The sequence below is a fragment of the Lachnospira intestinalis genome (assembly GCF_040095895.1).
Lineage (GTDB): Bacteria > Bacillota > Clostridia > Lachnospirales > Lachnospiraceae > Lachnospira > Lachnospira intestinalis.
Map to the genome: position 1 here is coordinate 23,661 of NZ_JBBMFS010000003.1, position 24,570 is coordinate 48,230.

At 43.1% G+C, this 24,570-nt stretch carries 23 protein-coding genes; 3 read left to right on the forward strand and 20 right to left on the reverse strand.

Annotation, left to right across the window (positions count from 1 at the left end):
* Positions 1-1,170: a cation diffusion facilitator family transporter gene (locus WMO37_RS04465; protein ID WP_227090567.1), complete on the reverse strand. Its 1,170-nt coding sequence runs from the start codon at positions 1,168-1,170 to the stop codon at positions 1-3.
* A 253-nt stretch (positions 1,171-1,423) separates the two neighbouring features.
* Between WMO37_RS04465 and WMO37_RS04470 the strand changes: the two genes are divergently transcribed.
* A complete protein-coding gene (locus WMO37_RS04470) occupies positions 1,424-2,872 on the forward strand; it encodes a serine hydrolase domain-containing protein (protein ID WP_349154390.1) in 1,449 nt (482 codons plus the stop codon).
* A 142-nt stretch (positions 2,873-3,014) separates the two neighbouring features.
* Here WMO37_RS04470 and WMO37_RS04475 read toward each other — a convergent pair whose 3' ends face one another.
* Genes WMO37_RS04475 through WMO37_RS04490 form a run of 4 tightly spaced genes read right to left on the reverse strand, consistent with a single transcriptional unit; the run spans position 3,015 to position 8,766 of the window.
* Positions 3,015-4,166, reverse strand: coding sequence for a CgeB family protein (locus tag WMO37_RS04475; protein WP_349154391.1), 1,152 nt, complete (start codon positions 4,164-4,166; stop codon positions 3,015-3,017).
* Positions 4,167-4,218: 52 nt separating this feature from the next.
* On the reverse strand, positions 4,219-5,220 hold the full coding sequence (locus WMO37_RS04480; protein ID WP_349154392.1) for a tRNA dihydrouridine synthase: 1,002 nt from the start codon (positions 5,218-5,220) through the stop codon (positions 4,219-4,221).
* A gap of 1 nt (position 5,221) precedes the next feature.
* Positions 5,222-7,036 (reverse strand): ABC transporter ATP-binding protein, encoded by a 1,815-nt coding sequence (locus WMO37_RS04485; protein ID WP_436970253.1) that lies wholly within the window; start codon positions 7,034-7,036, stop codon positions 5,222-5,224.
* Between the two features lie 2 nt (positions 7,037-7,038).
* Positions 7,039-8,766, reverse strand: coding sequence for an ABC transporter ATP-binding protein (locus WMO37_RS04490; protein WP_349154393.1), 1,728 nt, complete (start codon positions 8,764-8,766; stop codon positions 7,039-7,041).
* Between the two features lie 516 nt (positions 8,767-9,282).
* On the opposite strand from WMO37_RS04490, the gene WMO37_RS04495 reads away from it, so the two are divergent.
* Positions 9,283-10,176: a LysR family transcriptional regulator gene (locus tag WMO37_RS04495; RefSeq protein ID WP_349154394.1), complete on the forward strand. Its 894-nt coding sequence runs from the start codon at positions 9,283-9,285 to the stop codon at positions 10,174-10,176.
* A gap of 10 nt (positions 10,177-10,186) precedes the next feature.
* Here the strand turns inward: WMO37_RS04495 and WMO37_RS04500 are convergent, their stop codons facing one another.
* The 5 genes from WMO37_RS04500 to thiW form a co-directional block, all read right to left on the reverse strand.
* Complete coding sequence (locus WMO37_RS04500) at positions 10,187-10,960, reverse strand: class I SAM-dependent methyltransferase (protein WP_022432708.1); 774 nt, start codon at positions 10,958-10,960, stop codon at positions 10,187-10,189.
* 28 nt (positions 10,961-10,988) lie between these two features.
* Positions 10,989-12,239 carry an HlyC/CorC family transporter gene (locus WMO37_RS04505; protein ID WP_349154395.1) on the reverse strand — a complete coding sequence of 417 codons (1,251 nt, stop codon included), beginning with the start codon at positions 12,237-12,239 and terminating at the stop codon, positions 10,989-10,991.
* A 243-nt stretch (positions 12,240-12,482) separates the two neighbouring features.
* Positions 12,483-13,781 carry an O-acetylhomoserine aminocarboxypropyltransferase/cysteine synthase family protein gene (locus WMO37_RS04510; protein ID WP_022432706.1) on the reverse strand — a complete coding sequence of 433 codons (1,299 nt, stop codon included), beginning with the start codon at positions 13,779-13,781 and terminating at the stop codon, positions 12,483-12,485.
* Positions 13,782-13,974: 193 nt separating this feature from the next.
* Positions 13,975-14,799, reverse strand: coding sequence for a hydroxyethylthiazole kinase (gene thiM, locus WMO37_RS04515; RefSeq protein ID WP_349154396.1), 825 nt, complete (start codon positions 14,797-14,799; stop codon positions 13,975-13,977).
* 25 nt (positions 14,800-14,824) lie between these two features.
* Entirely contained in the window at positions 14,825-15,379 is a 555-nt protein-coding gene (thiW, locus tag WMO37_RS04520; RefSeq protein WP_022432704.1) for an energy coupling factor transporter S component ThiW, read from the reverse strand.
* 312 nt (positions 15,380-15,691) lie between these two features.
* Here thiW and WMO37_RS04525 point away from each other — a divergent pair, with 312 nt between their 5' ends.
* Positions 15,692-17,017: an MATE family efflux transporter gene (locus WMO37_RS04525; RefSeq protein ID WP_349154397.1), complete on the forward strand. Its 1,326-nt coding sequence runs from the start codon at positions 15,692-15,694 to the stop codon at positions 17,015-17,017.
* 57 nt (positions 17,018-17,074) lie between these two features.
* Here WMO37_RS04525 and WMO37_RS04530 read toward each other — a convergent pair whose 3' ends face one another.
* From WMO37_RS04530 to WMO37_RS04575, 10 genes are all read right to left on the reverse strand, one after another.
* The gene (locus WMO37_RS04530) at positions 17,075-18,586 is read right to left on the reverse strand and encodes a methyl-accepting chemotaxis protein (RefSeq protein WP_349154398.1); all 1,512 of its coding nucleotides are present in this window, start codon (positions 18,584-18,586) and stop codon (positions 17,075-17,077) included.
* Positions 18,587-18,608: 22 nt separating this feature from the next.
* Positions 18,609-18,980: an Hpt domain-containing protein gene (locus tag WMO37_RS04535; protein ID WP_022432701.1), complete on the reverse strand. Its 372-nt coding sequence runs from the start codon at positions 18,978-18,980 to the stop codon at positions 18,609-18,611.
* 178 nt (positions 18,981-19,158) lie between these two features.
* On the reverse strand, positions 19,159-20,082 hold the full coding sequence (locus tag WMO37_RS04540) for an AEC family transporter (protein ID WP_349154399.1): 924 nt from the start codon (positions 20,080-20,082) through the stop codon (positions 19,159-19,161).
* A gap of 230 nt (positions 20,083-20,312) precedes the next feature.
* Complete coding sequence (locus WMO37_RS04545; protein WP_349154400.1) at positions 20,313-20,558, reverse strand: hypothetical protein; 246 nt, start codon at positions 20,556-20,558, stop codon at positions 20,313-20,315.
* A complete protein-coding gene (locus WMO37_RS04550) occupies positions 20,548-20,778 on the reverse strand; it encodes a hypothetical protein (RefSeq protein WP_349154401.1) in 231 nt (76 codons plus the stop codon). Before WMO37_RS04550 ends, WMO37_RS04545 begins: the two co-directional genes overlap by 11 nt.
* Before the next feature lie 170 nt (positions 20,779-20,948).
* Positions 20,949-21,359, reverse strand: a complete 411-nt coding sequence (gene rpsI / locus WMO37_RS04555; protein WP_227090544.1) for a 30S ribosomal protein S9 — start codon at positions 21,357-21,359, stop codon at positions 20,949-20,951.
* A 22-nt stretch (positions 21,360-21,381) separates the two neighbouring features.
* Positions 21,382-21,810: a 50S ribosomal protein L13 gene (gene rplM / locus WMO37_RS04560; protein ID WP_022432696.1), complete on the reverse strand. Its 429-nt coding sequence runs from the start codon at positions 21,808-21,810 to the stop codon at positions 21,382-21,384.
* A gap of 217 nt (positions 21,811-22,027) precedes the next feature.
* Positions 22,028-22,825: a tRNA pseudouridine(38-40) synthase TruA gene (truA, locus tag WMO37_RS04565; protein WP_227090543.1), complete on the reverse strand. Its 798-nt coding sequence runs from the start codon at positions 22,823-22,825 to the stop codon at positions 22,028-22,030.
* A 12-nt stretch (positions 22,826-22,837) separates the two neighbouring features.
* Positions 22,838-23,653 (reverse strand): energy-coupling factor transporter transmembrane component T family protein, encoded by an 816-nt coding sequence (locus tag WMO37_RS04570; RefSeq protein ID WP_227090542.1) that lies wholly within the window; start codon positions 23,651-23,653, stop codon positions 22,838-22,840.
* 12 nt (positions 23,654-23,665) lie between these two features.
* Positions 23,666-24,529 (reverse strand): energy-coupling factor transporter ATPase, encoded by an 864-nt coding sequence (locus tag WMO37_RS04575; RefSeq protein WP_022432693.1) that lies wholly within the window; start codon positions 24,527-24,529, stop codon positions 23,666-23,668.
* Positions 24,530-24,570 lie beyond the last annotated feature (41 nt).

The following is a 24,570-nucleotide window of genomic DNA, read 5'->3' on the forward strand; positions in this document are numbered from 1 at the left end:
TTATTTGATATACGACCGCTCAACGGTTACGACAGCAAAGCACTTCGGATTTTTTTTCTGAATGGCATTATGAACCATATCCTGTACCTCTTTGTCGGTATATTTATACTGATGCGGTACAACTAAATCAAAGATGAGATTGGTAAGGTATGGGCCTTTAGTGCTTCTGAAATCGTGAATGCTTAAACGGTCATCAATTTCTGCAATAACTTCCAGCACCATTTCTTTTAATTCTTCCACTTCTTTATCATCATTGACAACCGGATCCATGTGAATGGATATGCCGCAGTGCAGCTGACCGGCTACTCTGTGTTCCGCAATATCAATAATATCATGTGCGGCAAGCAGGTTCATTGTATACGGCACTTCTGCATGAAGGGTAACAAAAACCCTTCCCGGTCCATAATTATGTACAATCAAATCATGGATTCCGATAATATGCTCATCTTCCATAACCAGTTCCTTTAACTGTCTCACAAAAGATTCTTCCGGCGGCTGTCCAAGAAGCGGATAAACCGTTTCTTTAGCTGCCTCAATTCCCGCCATAAAGACAAATACCGCCACTACGGCACCTGCCAGTCCATCGATATTTACTCCGGTAAATGTCGTAATCAGAAGCGATACCAGTACCACACCGGTTGCGATACAGTCGGAAAGACTGTCTGCCGCTGTTGCGCGCATGGCTGCAGAATCAATCCGCTTTCCCAGCGAGGTATTAAAATATGCCATCCAGAATTTTAATGCAATCGAACCCGCCAGAATCACAACCGATACAGCGCTAAATTCCATCGCCTCCGGCTGAAAGATTTTTATAACCGAATCTTTAAACAGTTCAATTGCCATTACGATAATAACTGCCGATACAATCATTCCTGCGATATATTCGATTCTGCCATGTCCAAATGGATGGTCTGTATCCGCCGGCTTGCCTGCCATTTTAAAGCCTGCCAGCGTTACAATGGATGAACCGGCATCGGATAAGTTATTGAAGGCATCTGCCGAAATGGATACGGAACCGGTAATGATACCTGCAAAAAATTTACATGCAAATAAAATCAGGTTGCATATAATTCCTACAATTCCCGCAAAAATCCCGTAGTTTTCCCGCACTTTAATGTCTTTCACATTTTTATAATCCTTTATAAATATTTTTAAAAGTCCTTCACTCATATTTTCCTCTTTTCCGCCTCCATCTTTATTCCACAAATTTTTAGCACCCTCGTATTTATTCGTTATTACTATTATATATACACTATTTTGACAGAATTTCCTAGCAAATTTATATTTTTCCATGTATAATGCTTTATATAAGAAGAAATGCAGGTAAACCTACATAGCATTTTGCTTCGCAAAACAAGGAGGTAAAATCCTCTGCTCCTGCTTAGAGCAGTCGCATTTTGCTTCGCAAAACAAGGAGGATTGTATGTTGCAACTTTTTCCTACTGCCACTCCGGAGGAGGTCGGCATTGACAGCCAATGGCTGATGAATTTTTGTAAACGGCTGGAAGAACAGCAGCTTCCACTGCACAGTGCCTTGATTATGCGGCACGGAAAGGTGTGCATGGAAACTTACTATAAACCTTATACACGTGATACCCTGCACCGTATGTTTTCCGTCACTAAAAGCTTTGTATCTTTGGGTATCGGACTGCTTGAGGCCGAAGGAAAATTATCCCTTGATGATAAAATTGTGGATTTTTTCCCTGAAAAGCTGCCAAAGCCGGGTGTACATCCCTATATAGCGATGATGACAATCCGTGATATGCTCACAATGAGAACCTGTCATGACAAGACAACGTACAAAGCACCTGGCGTTACCGACTGGGTGGCTTCGTTTTTTACCGTACCCCCGACACATGTTCCCGGCACGAATTTTTCCTACGATACTTCATCTACACATACACTTGGCGCATTAATTGAAAAATTAAGCGGTATGGACCTGCTTTCTTACCTGCGTTTTAAATTTTTGGACGAAATCGGATTCTCTGCCAATGCGTATATTTTAAAAGACCCTAACGGTGTCAGCATGGGCGGTTCGGGACTCTGTGCCACACCGTATGATTTGCTAAAGGTCATTTACCTGATTGCCAATGACGGTGTATGGCAGGGCAAGCAACTTCTGCCTTCCGGTTATGTCCGTGCAGCAAAATCTATGCAGAGTGACCCTTACGGCAGACAGTCCTCACTTGAAGAATTACAGGGCTATGGCTATCAAATCTGGATGACACGCCATAACGGCTATGTTTTATTCGGCATGGGCGGACAACTTGCACTGTATGTGCCGGATAAAGATATTTTCATGGTAACAACTGCCGATGCACAAGGACGTCAGGGCGGTGTACAGCTCATTTACGAAGCCTTCTGGCATGAAATTTATGACAAAATCGCCACGGATTCCCTGCCTGCTGCCACACCGGAATACACTGCCGCTTTTTTAGAATATTGTAATACAAGAACATTGTTTGTTCTGCCGGGCAGTCTGACTTCACCCGTTTTGGCGGATATCAACGGTATAACTTATCAAATGGATGAAAACATCTGCCAGATGAAGACGATGAAGGTGGATATTGCCACCGAAACCGGACTCGGAACACTGACCTATGAAAATGCTTCCGGTGTCCATACCCTTTCCTTCGGACTGGGTTATAACACCTTCGCTCAGTTCCCGGACTATGATTTAAAATATGCTGCTTCTGCAGCTTTCCGCATGGAAAACACACTACTGGTTAAGATTCAGATTATTGATTCCGCCATCGGCAATCTCTTTTTCAGTCTGAATTTTAAGGGAGATTATGTGACAGTAATGCTCCGAAAAATTGAGGAGAGTTTGTTTGGAGAGTATAATGGGGTCTTTAGTGGACGTAAAATTTAATACAGAGATGTAAGAGAGAGAACCACAAAGGGCCGCCTCAACGTTGTCACTTGACTTCGGCTGCCCTTTGTGGTTCTCTCTATCTACTGTATTGAATTTTCCTATGAGGAATACAGAAAGTTTTTGTACAAGTAATGGTTATTCACAATACAGTCTTTAATATCACGTCAATGCGATGTTCATATGTGTGATATTGTACAATTTTCTTTAAACCGTTTTGTGCGATGGTCTTTCTTTCATCTTCATGGTCCAGATAATATTCTGCCTTGCGCATCATATCGTCTAAGCTGTCATAGTAAACGAGGTCTTTTCCATTTTCAAAGAAATCCCCCAGTTCAATCTGATAATTGGTCAGCAGAAATCCGCCTGCCCCTAAAATATCCCATATCCGCAGCGGCAGTCCCGTTCGGATATTGCGGATTGTAAAATTCATATTTATGTCGGATTCGTGAAAAACCAGCGGCATTTCCTCACGGTAATCCACGCTTTCCTTTACATGCACGCCGCGAAGTCTGTCATCGGTTCTGTCTGTATACAGATTCACCTCAAACCGGGATGCCAATGCATTTAAATTGCGGATACGCTCTTTCTGTGCCGTTTTAAAACCCAGATAAGTTGAAGAAAAGACAAGCTTGATATCGGAAAATGCCGTATCCGACTGATGAAAGTCAATAATTTCACAAAGCCGCTCTAAAATGTCTGCTGTCAACAGACGGTCAAACACATTATCCCCGTATAAATCCAGCTGGGCTTCCATGCATGCATCAAAATAACCCTGCAAATACTCCGGCAGTTTATCTTCAATGGCATCGTATGAATTTTTATAATACAGACCACCGACAAAGGAAATGTCCACGCGGTATTTTCCCTTTTCTTTTTCGGACGCCGCTTCTATGCAGTTTTTTACGCGCTCTGCGTTAACTGCCAGCGGCAGATAATATACATGTTTCACACCCATCTGCAAAAACCGGTAGTAGTCAAATTTATCAAATAAAAATATGTAATTGCACTCGTTAAAAACCGAAGTGTCAAACATCGTCAGCATCGGTGAATCCACCGTCCATGCAATGTATTTTTTCTGCTGCGCCTGACAGGCATTAGACACCCGTGAAAAATAATTGGCAGAAAAAACAAGGTCGTACTCCGCAACGACTTCTTTGAGTCTTCGGATATCTGTCCCTTTCCGCTCGTCCGGCATTTCCTCATAATATTCTACTGTATGTCCGAAGCTTTCAAATGCTTCTGCAATATCCTCCTGGTGAAAAACACTCCACCGGTATATTAAAATTTTCATGTTTTCACCTCGCCTTTTATCTTCTTCATATTATAATGCCAGGGTCTGCGGTTTATTTGGTAAACTGTACGGTATCACGTTCTGTGGGTACTGCCTGCGCAAAAAACTCCTGCACGGCAGCTTCATACTCTGCCATATTCCGGGATTTGCGGATTTTTTTGAATGCCTTGTCCGCATTGTCAAAGTACGGCTTCTGATAAAACCACAGCTCTTTCATTTTATGAATCGTATTCTTATCGCCCGACATAATTTTTAGATATTCGTGATAAATGCGGTCGTGAAACTGACGGAGGCATGTGGTGTCCTCGTGTGTTGTGGCAGTCCTGCTTTCCTCTGTGGCAATCTGCTCTATGAGTGCCGGATTTCCGATAAATCCTCTGCCTATCATCACTCTGTCCGCTGACGGGAAGCGTTCTTTAAAACGCCTGTAATCAGCAATTGTAAAGAGATCGCCGTTGTAGCATACGGGATTTGTGCTTTTTTCCAGTGCCTTTTCAAAATATTCCAGCCGCGGCTTATTTTTATAGTAGTCTTTCTGCACGCGCGGGTGGAGTATCAGTTCCTCAAACGGATAACGGTTATAGATATCTAACAGCTGGTCAAATTCTTCCGGTTCTTCCATGCCGAGCCTTGTCTTTACGGATAATTTCACCTTTTTGTCCGCAAGCAGCTCATTTTCATAAATCTGTGCAAAAAATTCGTCCAGCTCATCGGGTACGGATAAAAAGCCCGCCCCGCGCTTTTTTGCCACAACCGTTCCGGACGGACAGCCCAGATTCAGATTCAGTTCGGTATAGCCTTTTTCATATAAAAGCCGTGCCGCATTTATAAATAAATCGGCACAGTTGGTCATTATCTGTACCGCCAGCGGCATATTGACGTTATTATCCGGATTCATGTCACGCTGTTCCCGCGCCGTAAAACCGTTGGTCTGATTGGGTGAAATAAACGGCACAAAATATTTATCAATCCTGCCTTTTCCGTAAAATTCTTCATAAGCATTTCTGTAAATGTGCCCTGTAACCCCTTCAAGCGGTGCAAAATAAATCTTCATTTTAATCGAGTTCTGCCTTTCCTGTATATAATTCGTAGTAACGGCCTTGTCTTTGCAGAAGCTCTGTGTGCGTTCCGCGTTCAATAATCCTGCCGTGTTCCAGTACCATAATCATATCGGAATTTCGTATCGTTGACAAGCGGTGTGCAATGACAAATGTGGTGCGGTCTTTCATCAGTGCGTCCATGCCTTCCTGAATCTGCCGTTCCGTAATCGTATCAACCGAGCTGGTCGCTTCATCCATCACCAGTACCGGTGCTTTGGAAAGTGCGGCTCTTGCAATATTTAAAAGCTGTCTCTGTCCCTGGCTTAAATTCGCGCCGTCCCCTTCTAATACTGTATCATATCCGTTTTGCAGACGTCGGATAAAGGCATCGGCATTGGCGGTTTTTGCCGCCGCAATCACTTCTTCATCAGCTGCATCCAGTCTTCCGTAGCGGATATTTTCCATGACAGTACCGGTAAATAAATGCGTATCCTGCAAAACAAGTGCGATATTTTCGCGCAGCGACTCCAGCCCGTTTTCCCGGATATCCACACCGTCTATCGTAATCTTTCCTTCCCAGATTTCATAAAAGCGGTTTAACAGATTGGTAATGGTCGTCTTGCCTGCGCCCGTTGAACCGACAAACGCAATTTTTTGTCCTTTTTTTGCATGCAGGCTGATGTCTTTTAAAACCGGCTGATTTTCAAGGTATCCAAACGTCACATGCTCCATGCCGATTTCGCCCTGCACATTTTCAAGCTTTTTACCGGAAATATCTTCGACTTCCAAATCCATAATGTCAAAGACACGTTCTGCGCCCGCAAGTGCCGAAAATACGGTGTTCATCTGCATGGTGATTTCATTAACCGGGCGGGAGAACTGCCTTGCATAGGTCACAAAAATACTCAGACCTCCGACATCAAAACCTTTAAATACACACAGGATTCCGCCAATCATGGCTGTTAGCGCATAGTTTAACTGACCGAGATTTCCCACAACCGGCCCCATAATACCGCCGAAAAACTGTGCTTTCTGCTGTTTGTCCCGCAAATCGTAGTTGTATTCCTTAAAAGCTTCAAGGGCTTTGTCTTCATGATTAAATACTTTCACTACGCGCTGGCCCGATACCGTTTCTTCAATGCACGCATTTAATCTGCCCAGAGCTTCCTGCTGTCCCACGTAATATTTTCTGCTCTTTTTAACCAGAAATTTTCCGGCGCTTAAAATGAGCGGCACAATAACCAGCGTAATCAGCGCCAGTAAAATGTTGGTATAAATCATCATGCAGAGCGTACCAATTACAGTAATGATTCCTGATATCAACTGTACAAGAGTGCTGTTTAACATTTCACCGATAACATCGACATCATTGGTATAGCGGCTCATTAAATCTCCTTTGGTATGGGTATCAAAAAACCGTAGCGGCAGCTTTTCCATATGCACAAATAAATCACTGCGCAGGCGCACCAGTGCTTTCTGAGAAAGTACCAGCATAATGCGGTTCTGTAAATACGCTGCCATCACGCCCAACAAATACACCGCCAGCATGACGATTAACGCCCCTGCCAGTTTCTTTAAATCGGCAGATGTTTTTGCCGGAATAATATAGTCATTAATAATCGGTCTTAACATATAGGAAGCGGCAAGCGTACTTACTGTGCCTGCCACAACACACAAAAGTGCTGCCGCCAGCATCCACACATCTTTTTTCATATAAGAAAAAAGCCGCATAACGGTATGCTTCATATTTTTCGGTCTGGCTGCTTTAGCGCCGATTCCGCGGCGGTTCGTACCGCGCATTGCACCTGTTACTCCTCCCATTGGCGGCATAGTTACTCCTCCCTTCCGTTCTGTACATCATAAATTTCACGGTAAACCGGACAGTCTGCAAGCAGCTGTTCATGTGTGCCAAAGCCTGCCGTCTTTCCGTTATCCAGTACCAGTATTTCATCCGCATCCATGACGGAACGGATCCGCTGTGCAATAATAATCTTTGTCATATCCTTGTATTCCGAATGCAGTGCTTCGCGGATCGCGCGTTCTGTCGCCGTATCCACCGCACTGGTGGAATCGTCTAAAATAAGGATTTTCGGACACTTTAATAAAGCTCTTGCAATGCACAGCCGCTGTTTCTGACCACCGGATACGTTATTTCCGCTCTGCTCTAAACGGGTCCGGTAACCGTCTTTAAAACTATCGATAAACCCTGCTGCCTGTGCATTTTGCGCGGCCTTCCGGACAGCTTTTTCATCGGCATGTTCATCTCCCCATTTTAAATTTTCAGTGATGCTGCCGGAAAAAAGCGTATTGTTTTGCAGCACCATACCGATGCCTTCCCGCAAAGGCTTTAAACCGTAATCCCGAACATTGATTCCATCAACGAGCACCGTCCCCTCATCGGTGTCATACAGGCGGGGTATCATGGACACGAGCGTACTTTTTCCACTTCCGGTCGACCCGATAATGCCAAGGGTCTTTCCGGCTTCCAGTTTAAAACTGATATTCTCAATGACCCATTCGGGACTGTTTTTGTAATATCGGAAGGATACATTTTGAAATTCAACACTGCCCTCACAGACTGCTCTGTCCTTATGCTTCGCATTTTCATCCGTCAGGTCAATCTTTTCATTGAGAACTTCACCGACACGGCGGAAAGATGCTATGGCACGCGCCCAGTTTAAAAATGCAATCGAAAGCATAGTAAGACTGGACATAATCTGCACGATGTAATTGGTAAATGCCGTCAAATCGCCAACCTGCATATTTCCGGCAACAATCATATTACCACACGACCAGACAACAACCACGGTTGTAATATTCAGTGCCAGTGTCATCAGCGGTGTATACAAAAGCATAGTTTTCATTGCCGTCAGATTGGCTTCTTTTAATTGCTGATTTCTTTTTTCAAAACGCATTTCTTCATAGTCGCCCCGCACAAAGGACTTTATCAGCCGGATACCCACCAGTCCTTCCTGAATACAGGAATTAAGTGCATCCAGTTTTTCCTGCAAGGTTCTAAACTGCGGAAATGCACGCCGCATGATGACTACAATAAGGACTGCCAGCACCGGCAGGACGATAATGAATATCGCCGCCATCTTCGGGCTGATGACAAATGCCATCACCATCGCTCCGATTAAAATGCCTGGCGAGCGCAGACACATTCTGAGTGTCATCATAATCATATTCTGAATCTGTGTGATGTCGTTGGTTAATCTTGTTATTAATGAACCGGTACTGAAATTGTCGATATTCTGAAAGGAAAACTGCTGGATTTTTTCAAATAAATCCATGCGCAGATCCGCGCCGAAATTCATCGCCGCTTTAGAAGCAAACCATGCGCCTAAAACACCGCCAACTGCCATTATTACTGCGATAAGTCCCATAATGGCGCCTATTTTTATAATATACGCGACATTTCTTTCTGCAATACCCTGATTGATTATCTTTGCAAGCATGTACGGCAGTAACACATCACCGACAACTTCCATCATCATAAAGCAGGGACCTAAAATATAGTATTGTATATAGGGTCTGATATATTTCCAATATCTTTTCACTTGCTGCACCTCATTTCTTTTATATTTACTGTGATTTTGCAATGAAAAGTTTTATAATTTTACTGCACCGGCAGGTCTGCGGGCTATGCTAAGGCCGTCCGGTGCTTTCATTGACAAGTTTATTTTATATGAATTATCGTTGACATTCAATTCATAATTGGGGTATATTTATTCCACTGTGGAATAAAAAGTCAATCATCTAATTACAGGCAATTTAAAAGTCTGCCACTCACCGCAGGGGGAATAAATAAGCAAGCTGCTCAACATAGGGGAATAAATAAGCAATCAGCTCAACGTGTTACTTGACTTCGCCGATTGCTTATTTATTTCCTGCGCTAGGGAGTGGTGGACGAAAGGCTGATGAATTGTCTGAAAGAACGATGACATTTTTTATTCCTTATGGAGAGGGTGTGACTGACGGAAGGCTTTGGGATTGCCTGCATGAGCGGGGACACTTTTTATTCCTTGTGTGGGCTGGTTTTTCCTTATATATAATACAATTGGAGGTTTTGTCTAATGAATTTGAATGTTCGGTATCTGGAGGAGTTTGTGACTTTGACGGAGAAGAAGAATTTTTTGGAGGCGGCGGAATGTCTTTTTATTTCGCAGTCGTGTCTGTCAAAGCACATTAAGAAGCTTGAAACTGAAATTGGTGTGGAACTTTTTGAGCGTACAACGCGGACGGTTGTTCTTACGGAGTTTGGACAGATGCTGCTGCCATATGCGCGAAAGATGGTCAGTCTGGAATATGAATTTGAAAAAAATGTGCACCGCAAGATTCATCAGGACAGCGGCAATATTGTGCTTGGGTCGATTCCTTCAATGAAACAGCACGCGATTACGGCACTGATTGCAGGATTTTTAAATGAGAATCCCGATATGACATTGCAGACGATTGAGGGCGATTCTACATTTGTAAAAGAACTGCTCACGGACGGCAAATGCGATATTGCATTTTTAAGAAGTGAATCGTCTTCTGTGAAGGAATTTAACAGTATCCCTTATATGATTGATTACCTGACCGCCGTGCTTCCTGCTACGCACCCGCTCGCTAAGGCGGATAATCTGCCGTTTGAACAGCTGCGCGGAGAAACGTTTCTGTTATTTCCGGAACATTCTTTTATAAATGATTTGTGTATCCGTGAATGCCGCAATGCCGGATTTGAACCGCACATCGCCTATACCGGAAACCGCGGTGCAACGCTGATTGACCTTGTACGCAACGGCGCCGGGATTACGCTGATGATGCACCACTCTGCCCGGCAGGAAAACGATTCTTCACTTGCATTTATTCCGGTAACGCCCGGTATTTACAGCTATATCAGCTTAAATTATGCAAAAGAAAAACCGCTCTCCCCGCAGGCGAAAAGCTTTGTACGCTATGTCAAGGCGCATAAGCGGGATTTTTAAAGGCAAGCCTTTACTTTCTTAAAATATCCACCGTATGCGCCGCCGCCCCAATTAAGTCCTGCCGCTCACACGTTGATAAATGGTATTGGATAAATAACTCAAATTCTTCCTCAGTCAGACTGTTTAGCACCTGACGCATATAGTTGGCAGGGCCGTCCGGTGTAATAATTTTGATGCGCTCCAGTCCGGCTTCTTGATTTAATGCGTCAATCTGCTCAATCCGCACGTAGTCGTATAAGTCGCTCGGCGCAGACATACACTGAAATTCCTCTGAAATGCGTCCGTCCCTCACACACTCGGCAATATGCTTCTGCTTAAAACCGTATGTTAAAATGCTGTATTCGTTCATGACATATGCCACAAAGATTATGCCGCCTGGCTTTGTCACGCGCTTTGCTTCGCACAGCGCCCGGACTTTGTCTTCCTTAGTAAATAAATGATACATTGGTCCGAATAACAATGTCACATCAAACGTATCATTTTCAAATCGTCTGAGTTTTAACGCATTGCCCTGATAAGCTTTTACACTGCTGTTTTTGGCTTTTAACAGTCCCAAATTGTGCTTTACCAGTTCAACAGCGCTGACATCGTAACCTTCTTCTGCCAGTGCCACCGAATATTTTCCGGTTCCTGCACCGATGTCTAAGATTTTCTTTGTCGTGTCCCCGCCCAGATATTCGTGAATATATTTCATGGACGTAATAAACTCGACTTTTCCATGACGGCTGTCTAACCGCTTTTCTTCGTTAAATTTATTGTAATACTGCTCTAATTCTGTCATCATAATTGCAGCTTCCTCTTTTCTTTTTTCACTATGCACTCTGGCTTTCGGGGCGGATTTCCAGCCTTACCGTATCCACGCGCTTTTCTTTCATGCTCTCTACAGTGAGGTGCATGTTCCGGTAATCTACGGTGTCACCCGCTTCCGGTATACGCTCTAAAAGCTCCATAATCCAGCCACTGACAGTCTGCACATCAAATTCCTGCTCATATCCGAGGGATTCAAACAGGCGCTCGACATTGGTTTTACCTGAAACACGGTACACATTTTCCGATAACGGCTCAACCTCCCGCACGACTTCATCGTGTTCGTCCCAGATTTCTCCGACCAGTTCTTCCAAAATATCTTCTAATGTAAGGATACCGACCGTACAACCAAATTCATCCACTATCACCGCAATGTGCATATGTTTTACCTGTAATTCTTTTAACAGTTCACTGATGTTTTTATGCTTTGTCGTAAACAGCACCGGCTTTACGGCTTCACGGATTGTCATATCCGAATTATTGACGTAATTGTAAAAATCCTTGTGATATAAAATGCCGACAACATTATCCATGTCTTTTTCATATACCGGCAGGCGCGAATATCCTGTTTTTGCAAATACCTTTGCAATTTCCGGTTTGGATAATCCTACGGACACACCGATGACATCGACACGCGGGGTTAAAATATCTATCGCTTCCAGTTCATTAAACTCAATTGCACTGCGGATTAAGCTTCCTTCCTCTTTATCAATGCCGCCGTCCGCTTCAGCTTCCTGTACAATTGTAAGCAGTTCTTCTTCTGTAATCCCCTTATTATCCTGACTTTTAAAAATGCAGGACAACAGCTTTTTCCACTGGCGGAATAAGAAATTCGCCGGTGACAGTATGTAGATAAATATTCTTAATAGCGGCGCTGACAACATCGCAACCGTTTCTGCTGATTCCTTTGCAATACTTTTCGGCGAAACTTCACCAAATACCAGAATCACCACGGTTGTAATCACGGTTGACAGGGTTGCCCCCACATCTTCACCAAATCCCTTGACACAAAGAATTGTAACAAGTGATGTACAGGTAATATTGACAATATTATTCCCTATCAGAATCGTTGAAAGCAGGCTGTCATAATTTTCTGAAAGCTTTAACACCAGCTTTGCCCGCTTACTCCCCTTTTCCGCCATATTTTTCATACGAATCCTGTTAAGCGAAGAAAACGCTGTTTCTGTCGCTGAAAAGTATGCTGACATCATAATGCAGCAAATAATAATTACCCACGATACAATATCTGTACCCATCTTTAAATAAAACTCCTTTCGCTTATCACACCGGTATTTCCCTAAAACAGCACAAAAAGGCATAGCTGCAAGATTGTATCCGTGCAGCCATGCCTGTATTCATTCGTTCTGATTTAAATTTTTGATTGTTCTGTGGTTAGGTGCCGTATCACCGTCAGCATCGTCCGACATGATAATCCTCCTGAAAATATTATTAGTAACATTTACATTTTATCATAAACCAGCGCGCTGTGCAAGAGTTTTTTATCTTACTGCGGCAAATGCCTCTTCCAGATCATCAATGATATCATCGATATGCTCTGTACCGATTGAAAGACGGATTGTGTTTGGCTTAATGCCCTGATCAAGCAGTTCTTCTTCTGACAGCTGTGAATGTGTTGTAGAAGCCGGATGGATAACAAGGGATTTTACATCTGCTACATTAGCAAGCAGAGAGAATACCTGAAGGTTATCAATGAACTTCTTTGCTTCTTCAGCGCCGCCCTTAATTTCAAATGTGAAGATTGAACCGCCGCCGTTCGGGAAGTATTTTTCATATAAATCATGTGTCGGTGCATCCGGTAATGATGGGTGGTTGACCTTTTCTACCTGTGGGTGCTTTGATAAATAATCTACAACCTTTAACGCATTTTCCACATGACGTTCTACACGCAGTGAAAGTGTTTCAAGTCCCTGAAGAAAGATAAATGCGTGGATTGGCGAAAGGGTAGCACCTGTATCTCTGAGGAGAATTGCACGGATTTTTGTAACAAATGCTGCCGGACCTGCTGCCTTTGTGAAGCTGATGCCGTGGTAGCTTGGGTTTGGTTCAACCAGTGACGGGAATTTGCCGGATGCTTCCCAGTCAAACTTACCGCTGTCTACGATAACACCACCGATGGTTGTTCCGTGTCCGCCGATGAACTTTGTTGCTGAATGAACAACAATATCTGCGCCATATTCGATTGGACGGATAAGGTATGGTGTACCGAATGTATTATCAATTACAAGCGGAATCTTGTTTTCGTGTGCAATCTTTGCAATTTCTTCGATATCAACGACATTGGAATTTGGATTGCCGAGTGTTTCGATGAATACTGCCTTTGTGTTGTCCTGAATGGCATTTCTGATTTCATCTAAGTTGTTGGCATCTACGAATGTTGTTGTAATGCCGTATGCCGGTAATGTATGCTCTAACAGGTTGTATGTACCGCCGTAGATTGTCTTTGAAGCTACGATATGGTCGCCTGCCTGTGCGAGATTCTGGAATGTATAAGCGATTGCTGCCGCACCGGAAGCTACTGCAAGCGCTGCTACACCGCCTTCAAGTGCTGCAATTCTCTGTTCAAAAATGTCTTCTGTCGGATTGGTTAATCTTCCGTAAATGTTACCGGCATCTGTCAGTCCGAATCTTGCAGCTGCATGTTCGCTGTTGTGGAACACATAAGAAGAGGTCTGGTAAATCGGCACAGCTCTTGAATCTGTAACCGGATCTGCGCTTTCCTGTCCTACGTGAAGCTGCTTTGTTTCAAATTTTAAATTTCTTTCTTTTAATGTACTCATATTGTCCTCCATTCTGCCGCCTGCTTACACGGCTTTCAAAATCATTTTTTATTTTTATGTTGTCTGTATGCCTTTCCTGTTTTGTTATTCATACTTAACAAGTAGGTCATGTATGTTTTCTATGTCTAAGATATTAGCACGGAAATCCGGCTTTGACAAATATACAAAAATAATAGTGCGTTATAGGTATTACCTATAACGCACGTTGTATCTGTAAATACTGTTCCAACTGCGCATCCGACAGTGTGGATAACTGATTGATTAATTCAATATGGTACGTTCCCATGCCGCGGCTTTTGTCTGCGAGCTCTCCGCAGATACCGAGCGTTCCTGCCGAAAGCAGACATGCTGTAAGCGGGTCTGTTACGGAAAGGTATGTTGCCGTAATGACATTGAGCATGCAGCCTGTTCCCGTGACTTTGGATAGCTCTGCCACGCCATTTTTTACAAACCACACCTGACTGCCGTCCGAGATGATATCGACCGCCCCGCTTGCCATGGCAACGGCATGTGCCTTTTTTGCATAGCTACAAACCAGTTGTCCGGTCTTTTGTAACTTCTGTGTATCCTTTCCGTTTACACTGTCTTTTTGACCGACATCAATTCCCTGTGCCGCGTTGTCCACTCCCGCAAGCGCTTTGATTTCAGACAAATTGCCTTTAATGACACACGGTGCGCACTCACGGATAAACCTTTGTGCCAGCTCCATGCGCAAGGCAGAGCATGCCGCGCCGACCACATCTATCACGCAGGGTATCTGCGCATTTTTAGCCACTCCACCGGATATAAATATGGATTCTGCCCTTGCATCGGTAATGTTACCGAGGTTGACTGCCAATGCCTTTGCAAGTGCCGTGATTTCATGGACTTCCTTCGGGTGTTCTGCCATAATCGGCTTTGCCCCCAGCGCCAACACTACATTGGCACAGTCATTGATTGAAATAGGATTGGTAATGCAGTGTATGAGCGGTGCCTGACTGATGACCGCTTCTTTTGCTTTTTTCATCTTTTCAAGCATTTTTTTTATTTCCTTCCTTTTTGTTTTACTGTTTAAGGCTGCTTTCTGCCTGTTTTACTTTGTCATAAACCTGTGTTCCCAATGCCTGCTGGAACTTTGTCAGCAGTTTCATGCGCTGTAACTGCTTTAAGAATAAAAAGGCGATACTGCCGCCGATTAATGTTCCCGCTATAAAGGACGGCACATAAAACAGCCATGTAAGCCCGGTTCTGCCCCATAACAGCGCCATTACCGGATATGATACAATTGCACCGATAATGCCTGTACCGATGACTTCACCTAAAAATGCAAAAATAATCTTTCCCTTCGACGCCCGGTATAAAATGCCTGACAGCGCCGCGCCGAATACCGCCCCCGTCAGTGCAAGCGGCGGAATGCCCATAAATGCCATGCGGATAAGTCCAATTGCCAATGCGCATAGAAACGCATACCACGGCCCTAATAAGACGGCACAGGTGACATTGATAAAATGTGCCATCGGACACATTCCCTCAATCCGCAGTAACGGTGAAATCACCACTCCGACTGCCACCATCATTGCCCAGAATATCATTTTTGTTAATTTCGTGTTTTGTACCATTTTCTGCTCCATTTCTGTAAACCTTCTTCAATTTCTTTTGCGGCTAAAACCTTTGCTTTCTATTATAGCATACTTTTAGGCCCTGCCTTGCTTTTTTTCGGGCTTTATGCTAAAATAACCACACTAAAACAACGTGTGGATTTTTATAGTTTATCTTTTTTCGCCACACAATTATCCTTTTACGGGGTAATTGTGTGGCGTTTTTTTTGCCGCACGGCTGCTTTGTGTTACAGACGGCGCAGCGCAGTTTATTACAGGTTTGAGTAAAATAATTAAACCTTTTTAAGAATCGTCTGCAGAATGGAGTATTTTATGAATCAGTCTTTTATGAAAGAAAAACCGGTATTTCCACTGCTGACAAGCATGGCACTTCCTATGGTAATTTCCATGCTTGTAAATTCCTTATACAACATTATTGACAGCTTTTTCGTGGCGCAAATCAGTGAGCAGGCAATGACGGCACTGTCGCTGGTGTATCCGGTTCAGAATTTAATCAATGCTATTGCAATCGGTTTCGGAGTCGGCATGAATGCCCTGATTGCACTATGCCTTGGAGCAGGCGATGTCAAAAATGCCGACCGCGCCGCAACACACGGTATGCTGTTTTCGATTGTGCATGGCATTGTAATTACCGTTGTAAGCATCGGTATCATGCCGTTTTTCTTATCCCTTTTTACAAAGGATACCGAAGTTTTACAGCTTGGCACACGTTATGCTTCGATAGCATTTTCATTTTCCCTGATTATTATGCTCGGACTTGCATTTGAAAAGATTTTTCAGGCAGTCGGCAACATGAAAATCACTATGGCTGCTCTGCTGTGCGGCTGTATTACCAATATTATATTAGACCCTCTGCTGATTTTCGGCATCGGTTTTCTGCCGCGGCTTGGCATTGCCGGTGCAGCACTTGCAACCGGTATCGGGCAGATTGTGACATTAAGCATTTACCTTGTCGTATATTTTTCACGTCCGCTTCCGGTGCATATCCGCCGCTGTTATTTAAAGCCGCACGGTGCAACCGACAAAAAACTATATGCAATCGGCGTGCCTGCCATTTTAAATCTGGCTCTGCCGTCCCTGCTGGTTTCTTTCTTAAATGCACTGCTGGCGGGATTTTCACAGAGTTATGTTGTTGTTTTGGGAATTTACTATAAATTACAAACCTTTTTATATCTGCCTGCCAACGGCATTATTCAGGGTATGCGCCCGATTATCGGCTACAATTACGGTGCGCGTGAAATGAAGCGCGTAAAAAAGATTTATGATACCACGCTTGCCATGACTGCCGCCATGATGCTTGCAGGCACTTTAGGCTGTCTGTTTGCCGCAAAGCCGCTGATTGCGCTTTTTACCGCAAATCCCGAAACGATTGCGCTCGGCACACGCGCCCTGCACATTATCTGTCTGGGCTTTATCGTATCCGCGGTTTCTGTTACGGCTTCCGGCGCTTTGGAGGGGCTTGGTAAAGGATTTTCTTCTTTTATCATTTCGCTTCTGCGCTATGTAGCGGTGATTATTCCTGCCGCCTTTATTTTGTGCCACACCGCCGGACCTGCTTTTGTATGGCACGCCTTCTGGATTACGGAAGCACTGACTGCCGTTGTTGCCGCATTTGTCTATAGACAGGCTTCTAAATAAGTAAAAGCCGCATCTGTGTCCGGACTTTTAAAGTCCACTCATGGATGCGGCTTCTTTTTATTCTTGTGCCTGATAGGTATTTAATTTTTCTGAAACGGAAAGAACACCGGTTAAAAGTTGCTGCGCATTTTCCGCATTTTCAAGATTCTGATTGCTCAGATTTTCTGCCTGTGTGGATGCGGCAGTCACTTCTTCTGCCGTTGCCGAAATCTGCATAATATTTTCTACAATTTGGTCATTCGCCTGCTTTAAGCTGTTTAACATGCTGTCCATATGCTCGATATTTTCAATCATCTTGGACATATTGCCGCTCATTCCGCTAAAGCTCTCCGATGCATTCTGAATCATATCATTCTGCACCTGTGCGGCTTCTACCGACTGCGTTACGGCATCGGATGCCGCATTGGTTCCGTCAGAAAGTTCTTCAAGAATCTTTGCAATATTCTCGGTTTCTTTTCTGCTTTCTTCTGCAAGATTACGAATCTGGTCCGCTACAACTGCAAACCCTTTTCCGGCTTCGCCCGCTCTTGCACTTTCAATGGAGGCATTTAACGCCAGCAGATTAGTCTGTGATGAAATCGAAAAGATTGTATCGACAATGCCTTTTACGGCTTCTGTACGCTCTTTTAACGTATTCATCAGCGTTGCTACATCTTCATTTGTCGCAGCAATGACTTCTGCCTGTGTCTTTAAATGATTCATCGCATTAATACTGCTTTCATTGAGTGTACCGGACTCTTTGGCTACCTGCACCATTTCTTCTGCATACTGCAGTGTTGTTCCAATCGATTCCTGAATATTCCGGCTCATCTCGGTCTGTGTCTGGATATTTTCTGCGGTATTCTGGTTACTGCCCGCAATATCCTGCATGGTCTGTCCAACCACCTTTGTCGAAGCATTTAAGTCATTGACAATATTCATGGCATTCTGTGTGCCTTCCGAAACCTCATGTGCCACCTCTAAAATGTCACGGACCATCACCTTCTGCTTTTCATGCTGTTCCTTTAAACTGCCTTCTGTATCCCTTTTAAACTGCTCGGCAACACTCGTGGTTGCATAAATTAACACAATGAGCAGTCCGATTGCAAATGTCGCATAAATATGGTCAATTGCCACTTCTTTCGGATATGCGTGCTGTACACCGATTCTGATAATATTGACAAATACATTTAATGCAAAATAAATACCGCCCGTAACGGCAACATTTTTCTTGTCGTACAGCAGTACATAGCCGCAAAACGGAATTGCCGCAATAAATCTTACATAATAGCTGTCGTAAGCGTATGCCATTAAAAATGCAATGACTACAAAACATATAAACGCTATCTTTCTTGACCGGGACTGTGACTTGTCCTTTCTTGTTGAAAGGAAATTAATCGCCATCGCTATCAGTGTCAGAACGCTGAGCAGCCCTGTATAACCAAGTGTCCGTACGCCTCTGAAATACGATTCCCAGCTCACACTTAAAATTACAATATAAAATATGGTATAGCCTGTTGCTAAAAATGAATTGACCCTCTTTAGCTGTTCTTTTTCATCGGCGAACCGATACTTCTTTTTTTCTTCCATGTTCATCCTCCATTGTGCAGGTTTAAACGCTCCTGTTCTGTCCCTGCATGATTACGTGTATTATATCTACAACTTTCTGATATTCTTTGGTAACTTCCTGATATAACGGATCAATATCAACTGATGGTTCACCGTAACGCACTGCATCACACAAATTTTGTGCTGCTTTCTGCAATGCCGTCAAACCCAGATTCAGCGCCATACCTTTTAAATCATGGACACATTTAAAAATTTCCTGATCATTTTTGGCATTTACCGCTTCGGATAATTTCTCATAAGTGGTATCACTTAAGAACAGCTCAAGAAATTTTACAATTCTCTCATCTGTCTTTAAACGCTTCAACACATTCTCATAATTGCCCTGTATCTGCTGATAACACTCCTGTACCGTCATTGTGTTGCTCCCCTTTATCACATTTTTCACTTGTTTTAGTATACAAATTTTTCCAGTCGTTTGCAACTGCTATTTTGTGTTTTTCCTTTTATTTTACATGGATTTTACTGTTCATTTATTCTATTTTAATCTCTATTCTGCCGGCTGCTGCTTATATATCTCCAGCGCTTGTCTGCTTTTACGCCGCGCCAAGCAGGCGGATTGCAAGCACGGACAGCACAGGAATCGATACTGCCGATAATACGGTTGTCACCACAAAGATTTCAGAGGCGTATTTTGCGTCTTTTCCGTAACGCTCCGCAAACATAATCGCCGATGCGCCCGCCGGGCACGCCATGCCGATAAATACGGTAAATGCAATATGAAATTCCAAATGTAACAGCCACAATGCCGCAAGCCCCACGAACGGATATAAAATGAGCTTGACGGAACAGATCAGATACAGCCGCTTATTCTGCAGGCTTTTTAAAAGATTTCCCTGTGCTAGATTGGCTCCCGCGATAATCATGGCAAGCGGTGTATTCATATTGCCAATCATCTGTATGGGATTTGCAAACACATCCGGCAGGCGCAGCTGTGTGACAAAGCAGACAACGCCTGCAAATATCGCAATAATGGTCGGTGTCAGCAGATTTTTACACATTTCCTTAAAACTGCCCGCACTGCCCATAACGAGTACACCGTGTGTCCACAGCAGTAAATTAAAGACGGTCAGATATGCCGTCATGTAAAAAATGCCTTCCGAACCGATAATACCGTTAATTAACGGCAGTCCGATAAAGCCGCTGTTGGAATAGATGACGGCTATTTTTTCTACGGGTGTACGCTCTCCTTTTTTGCGGAATAACAGCTCTGATAATACGATTGTGACCGCAAATGTGACTGCGGACGCCGCCAGTGTCCAAAGCAGTCCGTAAAACAGCCGCATTTCAAATTCCATTTGGTAGGACTGGAATATGAGCAGCGGCGATATAAACATTAATAACAGGTTGGATAACTTCGGAACGGTTTTATCGTCTATCAGTCCTGCTTTGTAGACGATTACCCCGCCAAGAAGTATCAGAAACATTTCTATGATTTTTTCAGTTACAACTGCTGCCATGATGATGTGCCTTTCTTTACAAATAGTCCGGATTATTATAACACGCTTTGGCATTGATTCGCAATTTTTATGTTATTAATTGATTTATAATATCTTTCAACAACTTTTCTACTATCAACATCGTGTCCGCCTGATGCTACTCGCGATTCTATTCTGGCAATATTAATTTGTGGATCAACAGTTAATACAAATACGCATTTTATAAAATATCCTTCTTCTTTTGCTTTTTTTTAAATATTTAATTTATATTCAGATGACAAAACGGTTTCAAATGTAAAATCTTCTTTCTTTGATATTGATTCATATCTCATCTTATCAACCAAAACAGCCGCTTCCATATTATCCATTCCTGTAGCCGCAACAACATCATCCGCATTCGTATATTGACCAACTTTATCAAAAAAAGTTGTTATTGTACTTTTCCCTGAGCCATTTGGTCCTGCTAAAACAAGAATCATCGGTTTTCTATTCTGCATACTTTCTTTCTCCATTTGCATACTCAACATAAGCCCGCTTCTTTTCTTTATCATAACCTGCTATAGGTTTTTTACAAATCTTTGCTTTATTTATCGCCGCCTTAACAGCTTCAACTGCCCTTTCGTCCATTTCATAATCTGATAGTGTCAATGTGCTTTTTTCTTCTTCTCTGGATACAACTTTTATAATTCTACCGCTTTTTGTGCTTACAGTTGTCATATAAACACTCCTTCCGTTTTGATTAATATTTAAATATTTTATCACTTATACTTGATAACCTATTATCATAATATTTATTTTATCACAGTTCACATAAAAAAACACCCCAGAACCGAAATTCTGAGGTGTAATAAATCGTATTGAATTGTATTCCAAAATACAATAAAATCCTATCTCTTTGAGAACTGTGGTGCACGACGAGCTGCCTTTAAACCATACTTCTTTCTTTCCTTCATACGAGGATCTCTTGTTAAGAAGCCAGCCTTCTTTAATAATGGACGGTATTCTTCTGAATCAACTTCAAGAAGAGCTCTTGAGATACCGTGTCTGATAGCACCAGCCTGACCTGTGTATCCACCACCGTGTACATTTACAAGAACATCAAACTTTTCAGTTGTTTCTGTTAATGCTAAAGGCTGCTTTACAACAACCTTGAGTGTTTCAAGACCGAAATACTCATCAAGTGATCTCTTATTGATTGTAATGTTACCGTTACCCGGTACTAAATATACTCTAGCAATACTGCTTTTTCTTCTACCTGTTCCGTAGAACTTTCCGTTTGCCTTCTTAGCCACTGTCATTTCCTCCTTATTTGTCCTTTAATTAAAACTTTAAAACTTCCGGCTTCTGAGCTGCCTGATCATGATCAGGTCCTGCATATACATGAAGCTTTGTATACATCTGTCTGCCTAAAGGTCCCTTTGGAAGCATTCCCTTAACAGCGAGTTCGATAACTCTCTCAGGCTTCTTTTCCATCATTTCCTTTAATGTTGTTTCTTTCATACCACCAACATAGTCTGAATGATGATAGTAAATCTTCTGATCTAACTTCTTACCTGTAACCTTAACCTTATCAGCGTTGATTACGATAACGTTGTCACCACAGTCGATGAACGGTGTGTAAGTAGGCTTGTTCTTTCCTCTTAAAACACTAGCAACCTGTGATGCTAAACGACCTAATGTATAATCTGCAGCATCAACTACATACCATTTTCTTTCAACTGTTGATGCACTAGCCATATAACTTTTCATTGGTTTTCCTCCTGAAATGATTGCTTTTATTGCATTCTATTAATTCTAATATGATTGATATTAAATGCTTCTCCGGGGCTTTGGTTAAGCACTTAACTCATAGTTTAAGGACACGCACTTATGCCATGTCACATTTAACAATTATATAACACACGTCCGAGTGTGTCAATCTATTTTTCATCTGAAAATGAAATTTTCCGGACTTATCCACAAAATCTTATGAAATTGAAGGATTATCCACAGCTCTATACTCCGCATCATCGCCGTCCACATACTCAATGTTCATCAGTGTCAGTCCCTGTGGCGGGGCAGTCTGTCCCGCCGCGGTACGGTCTTTGGCTTCAAGCATCTGCGCCACATCGTCTGCGCTTAACTGTCCCTTACCGACCTGAACCAATGTTCCTGCGATAATCCGCACCATGTTGTATAAAAATCCATTTCCGGTAATCCGTATCGTAAACATTTTTGCACCATAGGCATCCTGCTCTGAAATTTCAAGTCCATAGACATGCCGCACGGTCGTTTCCGTCTGTGTCCTCACACAGCAGAAGCTTTTAAAATCGTGTTCCCCGACAAGCAGTTCCGCCGCTTCCCGCATACGGACAGTGTCCAGTTTTCCAGGTACGTGCCATGCGTAATTGCGCTGCTGCGGAATCGGAAACGGGGTATTTAAAATTTTGTATTCATACGTCTTTTTGGTATTGCAGTGGCGCGGGTGAAAGTCACCTTTTACTTCACGGGATTCCAAAATGCTGATTTCTTCCGGCAGATACCGGTTTAACGCATAACAGAAGCGGGAACCGGGAATTGTCGATTCCGTATCAAAAACAGCCACATTGCCAAGTCCGTGCACGCCGGCATCGGTTCTGCTTGCCCCTGTGACATGCAGTTTTTCACCGGTCAGTGCATAAATTGCCGTATCCAGTTCTTTTTCGATTGTGGGCGCACTGGGCTGAATCTGCCAGCCGCTGTAATGCGTTCCGTCATATGCAACGGTCAGTTTAATTCTTTTCATACCTCTCTCCATTTAGATGACTCTGCCGCCCAGTGCCGTATTAATGCCAATCATCACTATCAGATACCCAGCCAGCACAAGATATGCGATTTTATCATTTTTGCCGTAGCGCAGTGGTTTCATTTTGGTTCGTCCCTCCGAACCGTGGTAACAGCGGGCTTCCATCGCCATTGCCAGTTCATTTGCACGGCGGAATGCCGAAATAAACAATGGAACCAGAATCGGAATCATTGCCTTTGCACGCTTCATCAGATTGCCGCTTTCAAAATCGGCGCCGCGCGCCATTTGTGCTTTCATGATTTTATCAGTTTCTTCAATCAGAATCGGAATAAAGCGCAGGGCAATCGACATCATCATGGCGATTTCGTGAACCGGTACATGAAATACTTTTAAAAATCCAAGTCCTTTTTCCAGTCCGTCCGTCAAATGAGTCGGTGTCGTAGTCAGGGTCATCAGCGATGAACCCATAATCAGGAATATCAAGCGCACCATCATAAATGCTGCCAGATAGATACCTTCTTTAGTAACCGTCAGTTTCCAGATGTGAAAGACCGGCGTTCCTTCCGTTAAAAACAGATTGAAAATGACACTGAACAGAATCAGTATTACAACCGCCTTTAAGCCTTTTACAATAAATTTAACAGGCACTTTTGACAATTTAATGACTGCCGCCAGAAATACGGTAACACCCAGATACAGCCACACGCTTTTTCCCAAAAAAAGCGTGATAATAAAAATCAGCGTTCCCATGAGTTTTACACGCGGGTCTAACCGGTGAATCACCGAATCTGTCTGATAATATTGTCCAATGGTAATATCTCTTAACATAAATTTGTGTTCCTATGCCTTTCCATGAATCCCTTGTAAATTCTTCAAAATGCTCTGTCTGGCTTCCTCTACGGTAATGGCATTGACATCAACGGCAAAGCCTGCATTTTTCAAATCATTCATAATATAAGTTACCTGTGGCGCCGCAAGGCCGATCTGCTCTAATTCCCTGTATCCTGCAAAAATATGCTTCGGTGTGTCATCATACATCAAAACACCGTCATTCATTACCATAATGCGGTTCACATATTTTGCCACGTCTTCCATGCTGTGGGATACTAAAATCACCGTAATGCCGGTTTTTTCTTTTAAATCTTTAATGCTGTCTAAAATTTCATCTCTGCCCTTCGGGTCCAGACCTGCTGTCGGTTCGTCCAGTATCAGCACATCCGGGCGCATCGCAAGCACACCGGCAATCGCAACACGTCTTTTCTGTCCACCCGATAAATCAAACGGCGACTGGTAATACAGATTTTCATCCAACCCGACAAGACGCAGCGCTTCAAATGCACGCAGTTCCACTTCCATTTTCGGCAGTCCCAGATTCTTTGGTCCGAAGCAGACGTCTTTAAAAATGTCTGTTTCAAACAGCTGATGTTCCGGGTACTGGAATACCAGTCCGACTTTACTACGCAGCATTTTCATATCAAAATCTTTATCATAAATATCCATGCCATTAAAATAAATCGTACCGCTGGTTGCTTTCACCAGTCCGTTCAAATGTTGGATAAAGGTTGATTTTCCCGACCCGGTATGACCAATCAGTCCGATAAAGTCCCCGTCGTTAATGACACATTTTACATTTTTTAATGCCTGTTTTTCAAATCCTGTACCGATTTCATAGGTATAACTGATGTTATCAACAATAATGGACATTTCTTCCTCATTTCCACTGTATTTATACAGCAATGTTCTTT

What these genes read in the sequence shown, in the direction of transcription:
- WMO37_RS04465 (WP_227090567.1), bottom strand. Translation starts at nt 1,170, where the DNA reads ATGAGTGAAGGACTTTTAAAAATATTTATAAAGGATTATAAAAATGTG.
- WMO37_RS04470 (WP_349154390.1), top strand. Translation starts at nt 1,424, where the DNA reads ATGTTGCAACTTTTTCCTACTGCCACTCCGGAGGAGGTCGGCATTGAC.
- WMO37_RS04475 (WP_349154391.1), bottom strand. Translation starts at nt 4,166, where the DNA reads ATGAAAATTTTAATATACCGGTGGAGTGTTTTTCACCAGGAGGATATT.
- WMO37_RS04480 (WP_349154392.1), bottom strand. Translation starts at nt 5,220, where the DNA reads ATGAAGATTTATTTTGCACCGCTTGAAGGGGTTACAGGGCACATTTAC.
- WMO37_RS04485 (WP_436970253.1), bottom strand. Translation starts at nt 7,036, where the DNA reads ATGCCGCCAATGGGAGGAGTAACAGGTGCAATGCGCGGTACGAACCGC.
- WMO37_RS04495 (WP_349154394.1), top strand. Translation starts at nt 9,283, where the DNA reads ATGAATTTGAATGTTCGGTATCTGGAGGAGTTTGTGACTTTGACGGAG.
- WMO37_RS04500 (WP_022432708.1), bottom strand. Translation starts at nt 10,960, where the DNA reads ATGATGACAGAATTAGAGCAGTATTACAATAAATTTAACGAAGAAAAG.
- WMO37_RS04505 (WP_349154395.1), bottom strand. Translation starts at nt 12,239, where the DNA reads ATGGGTACAGATATTGTATCGTGGGTAATTATTATTTGCTGCATTATG.
- WMO37_RS04510 (WP_022432706.1), bottom strand. Translation starts at nt 13,781, where the DNA reads ATGAGTACATTAAAAGAAAGAAATTTAAAATTTGAAACAAAGCAGCTT.
- thiM (WP_349154396.1), bottom strand. Translation starts at nt 14,799, where the DNA reads ATGCTTGAAAAGATGAAAAAAGCAAAAGAAGCGGTCATCAGTCAGGCA.
- thiW (WP_022432704.1), bottom strand. Translation starts at nt 15,379, where the DNA reads ATGGTACAAAACACGAAATTAACAAAAATGATATTCTGGGCAATGATG.
- WMO37_RS04525 (WP_349154397.1), top strand. Translation starts at nt 15,692, where the DNA reads ATGAATCAGTCTTTTATGAAAGAAAAACCGGTATTTCCACTGCTGACA.
- WMO37_RS04530 (WP_349154398.1), bottom strand. Translation starts at nt 18,586, where the DNA reads ATGGAAGAAAAAAAGAAGTATCGGTTCGCCGATGAAAAAGAACAGCTA.
- WMO37_RS04535 (WP_022432701.1), bottom strand. Translation starts at nt 18,980, where the DNA reads ATGACGGTACAGGAGTGTTATCAGCAGATACAGGGCAATTATGAGAAT.
- WMO37_RS04540 (WP_349154399.1), bottom strand. Translation starts at nt 20,082, where the DNA reads ATGGCAGCAGTTGTAACTGAAAAAATCATAGAAATGTTTCTGATACTT.
- WMO37_RS04545 (WP_349154400.1), bottom strand. Translation starts at nt 20,558, where the DNA reads ATGCAGAATAGAAAACCGATGATTCTTGTTTTAGCAGGACCAAATGGC.
- WMO37_RS04550 (WP_349154401.1), bottom strand. Translation starts at nt 20,778, where the DNA reads ATGACAACTGTAAGCACAAAAAGCGGTAGAATTATAAAAGTTGTATCC.
- rpsI (WP_227090544.1), bottom strand. Translation starts at nt 21,359, where the DNA reads ATGACAGTGGCTAAGAAGGCAAACGGAAAGTTCTACGGAACAGGTAGA.
- rplM (WP_022432696.1), bottom strand. Translation starts at nt 21,810, where the DNA reads ATGAAAAGTTATATGGCTAGTGCATCAACAGTTGAAAGAAAATGGTAT.
- truA (WP_227090543.1), bottom strand. Translation starts at nt 22,825, where the DNA reads ATGAAAAGAATTAAACTGACCGTTGCATATGACGGAACGCATTACAGC.
- WMO37_RS04570 (WP_227090542.1), bottom strand. Translation starts at nt 23,653, where the DNA reads ATGTTAAGAGATATTACCATTGGACAATATTATCAGACAGATTCGGTG.
- WMO37_RS04575 (WP_022432693.1), bottom strand. Translation starts at nt 24,529, where the DNA reads ATGTCCATTATTGTTGATAACATCAGTTATACCTATGAAATCGGTACA.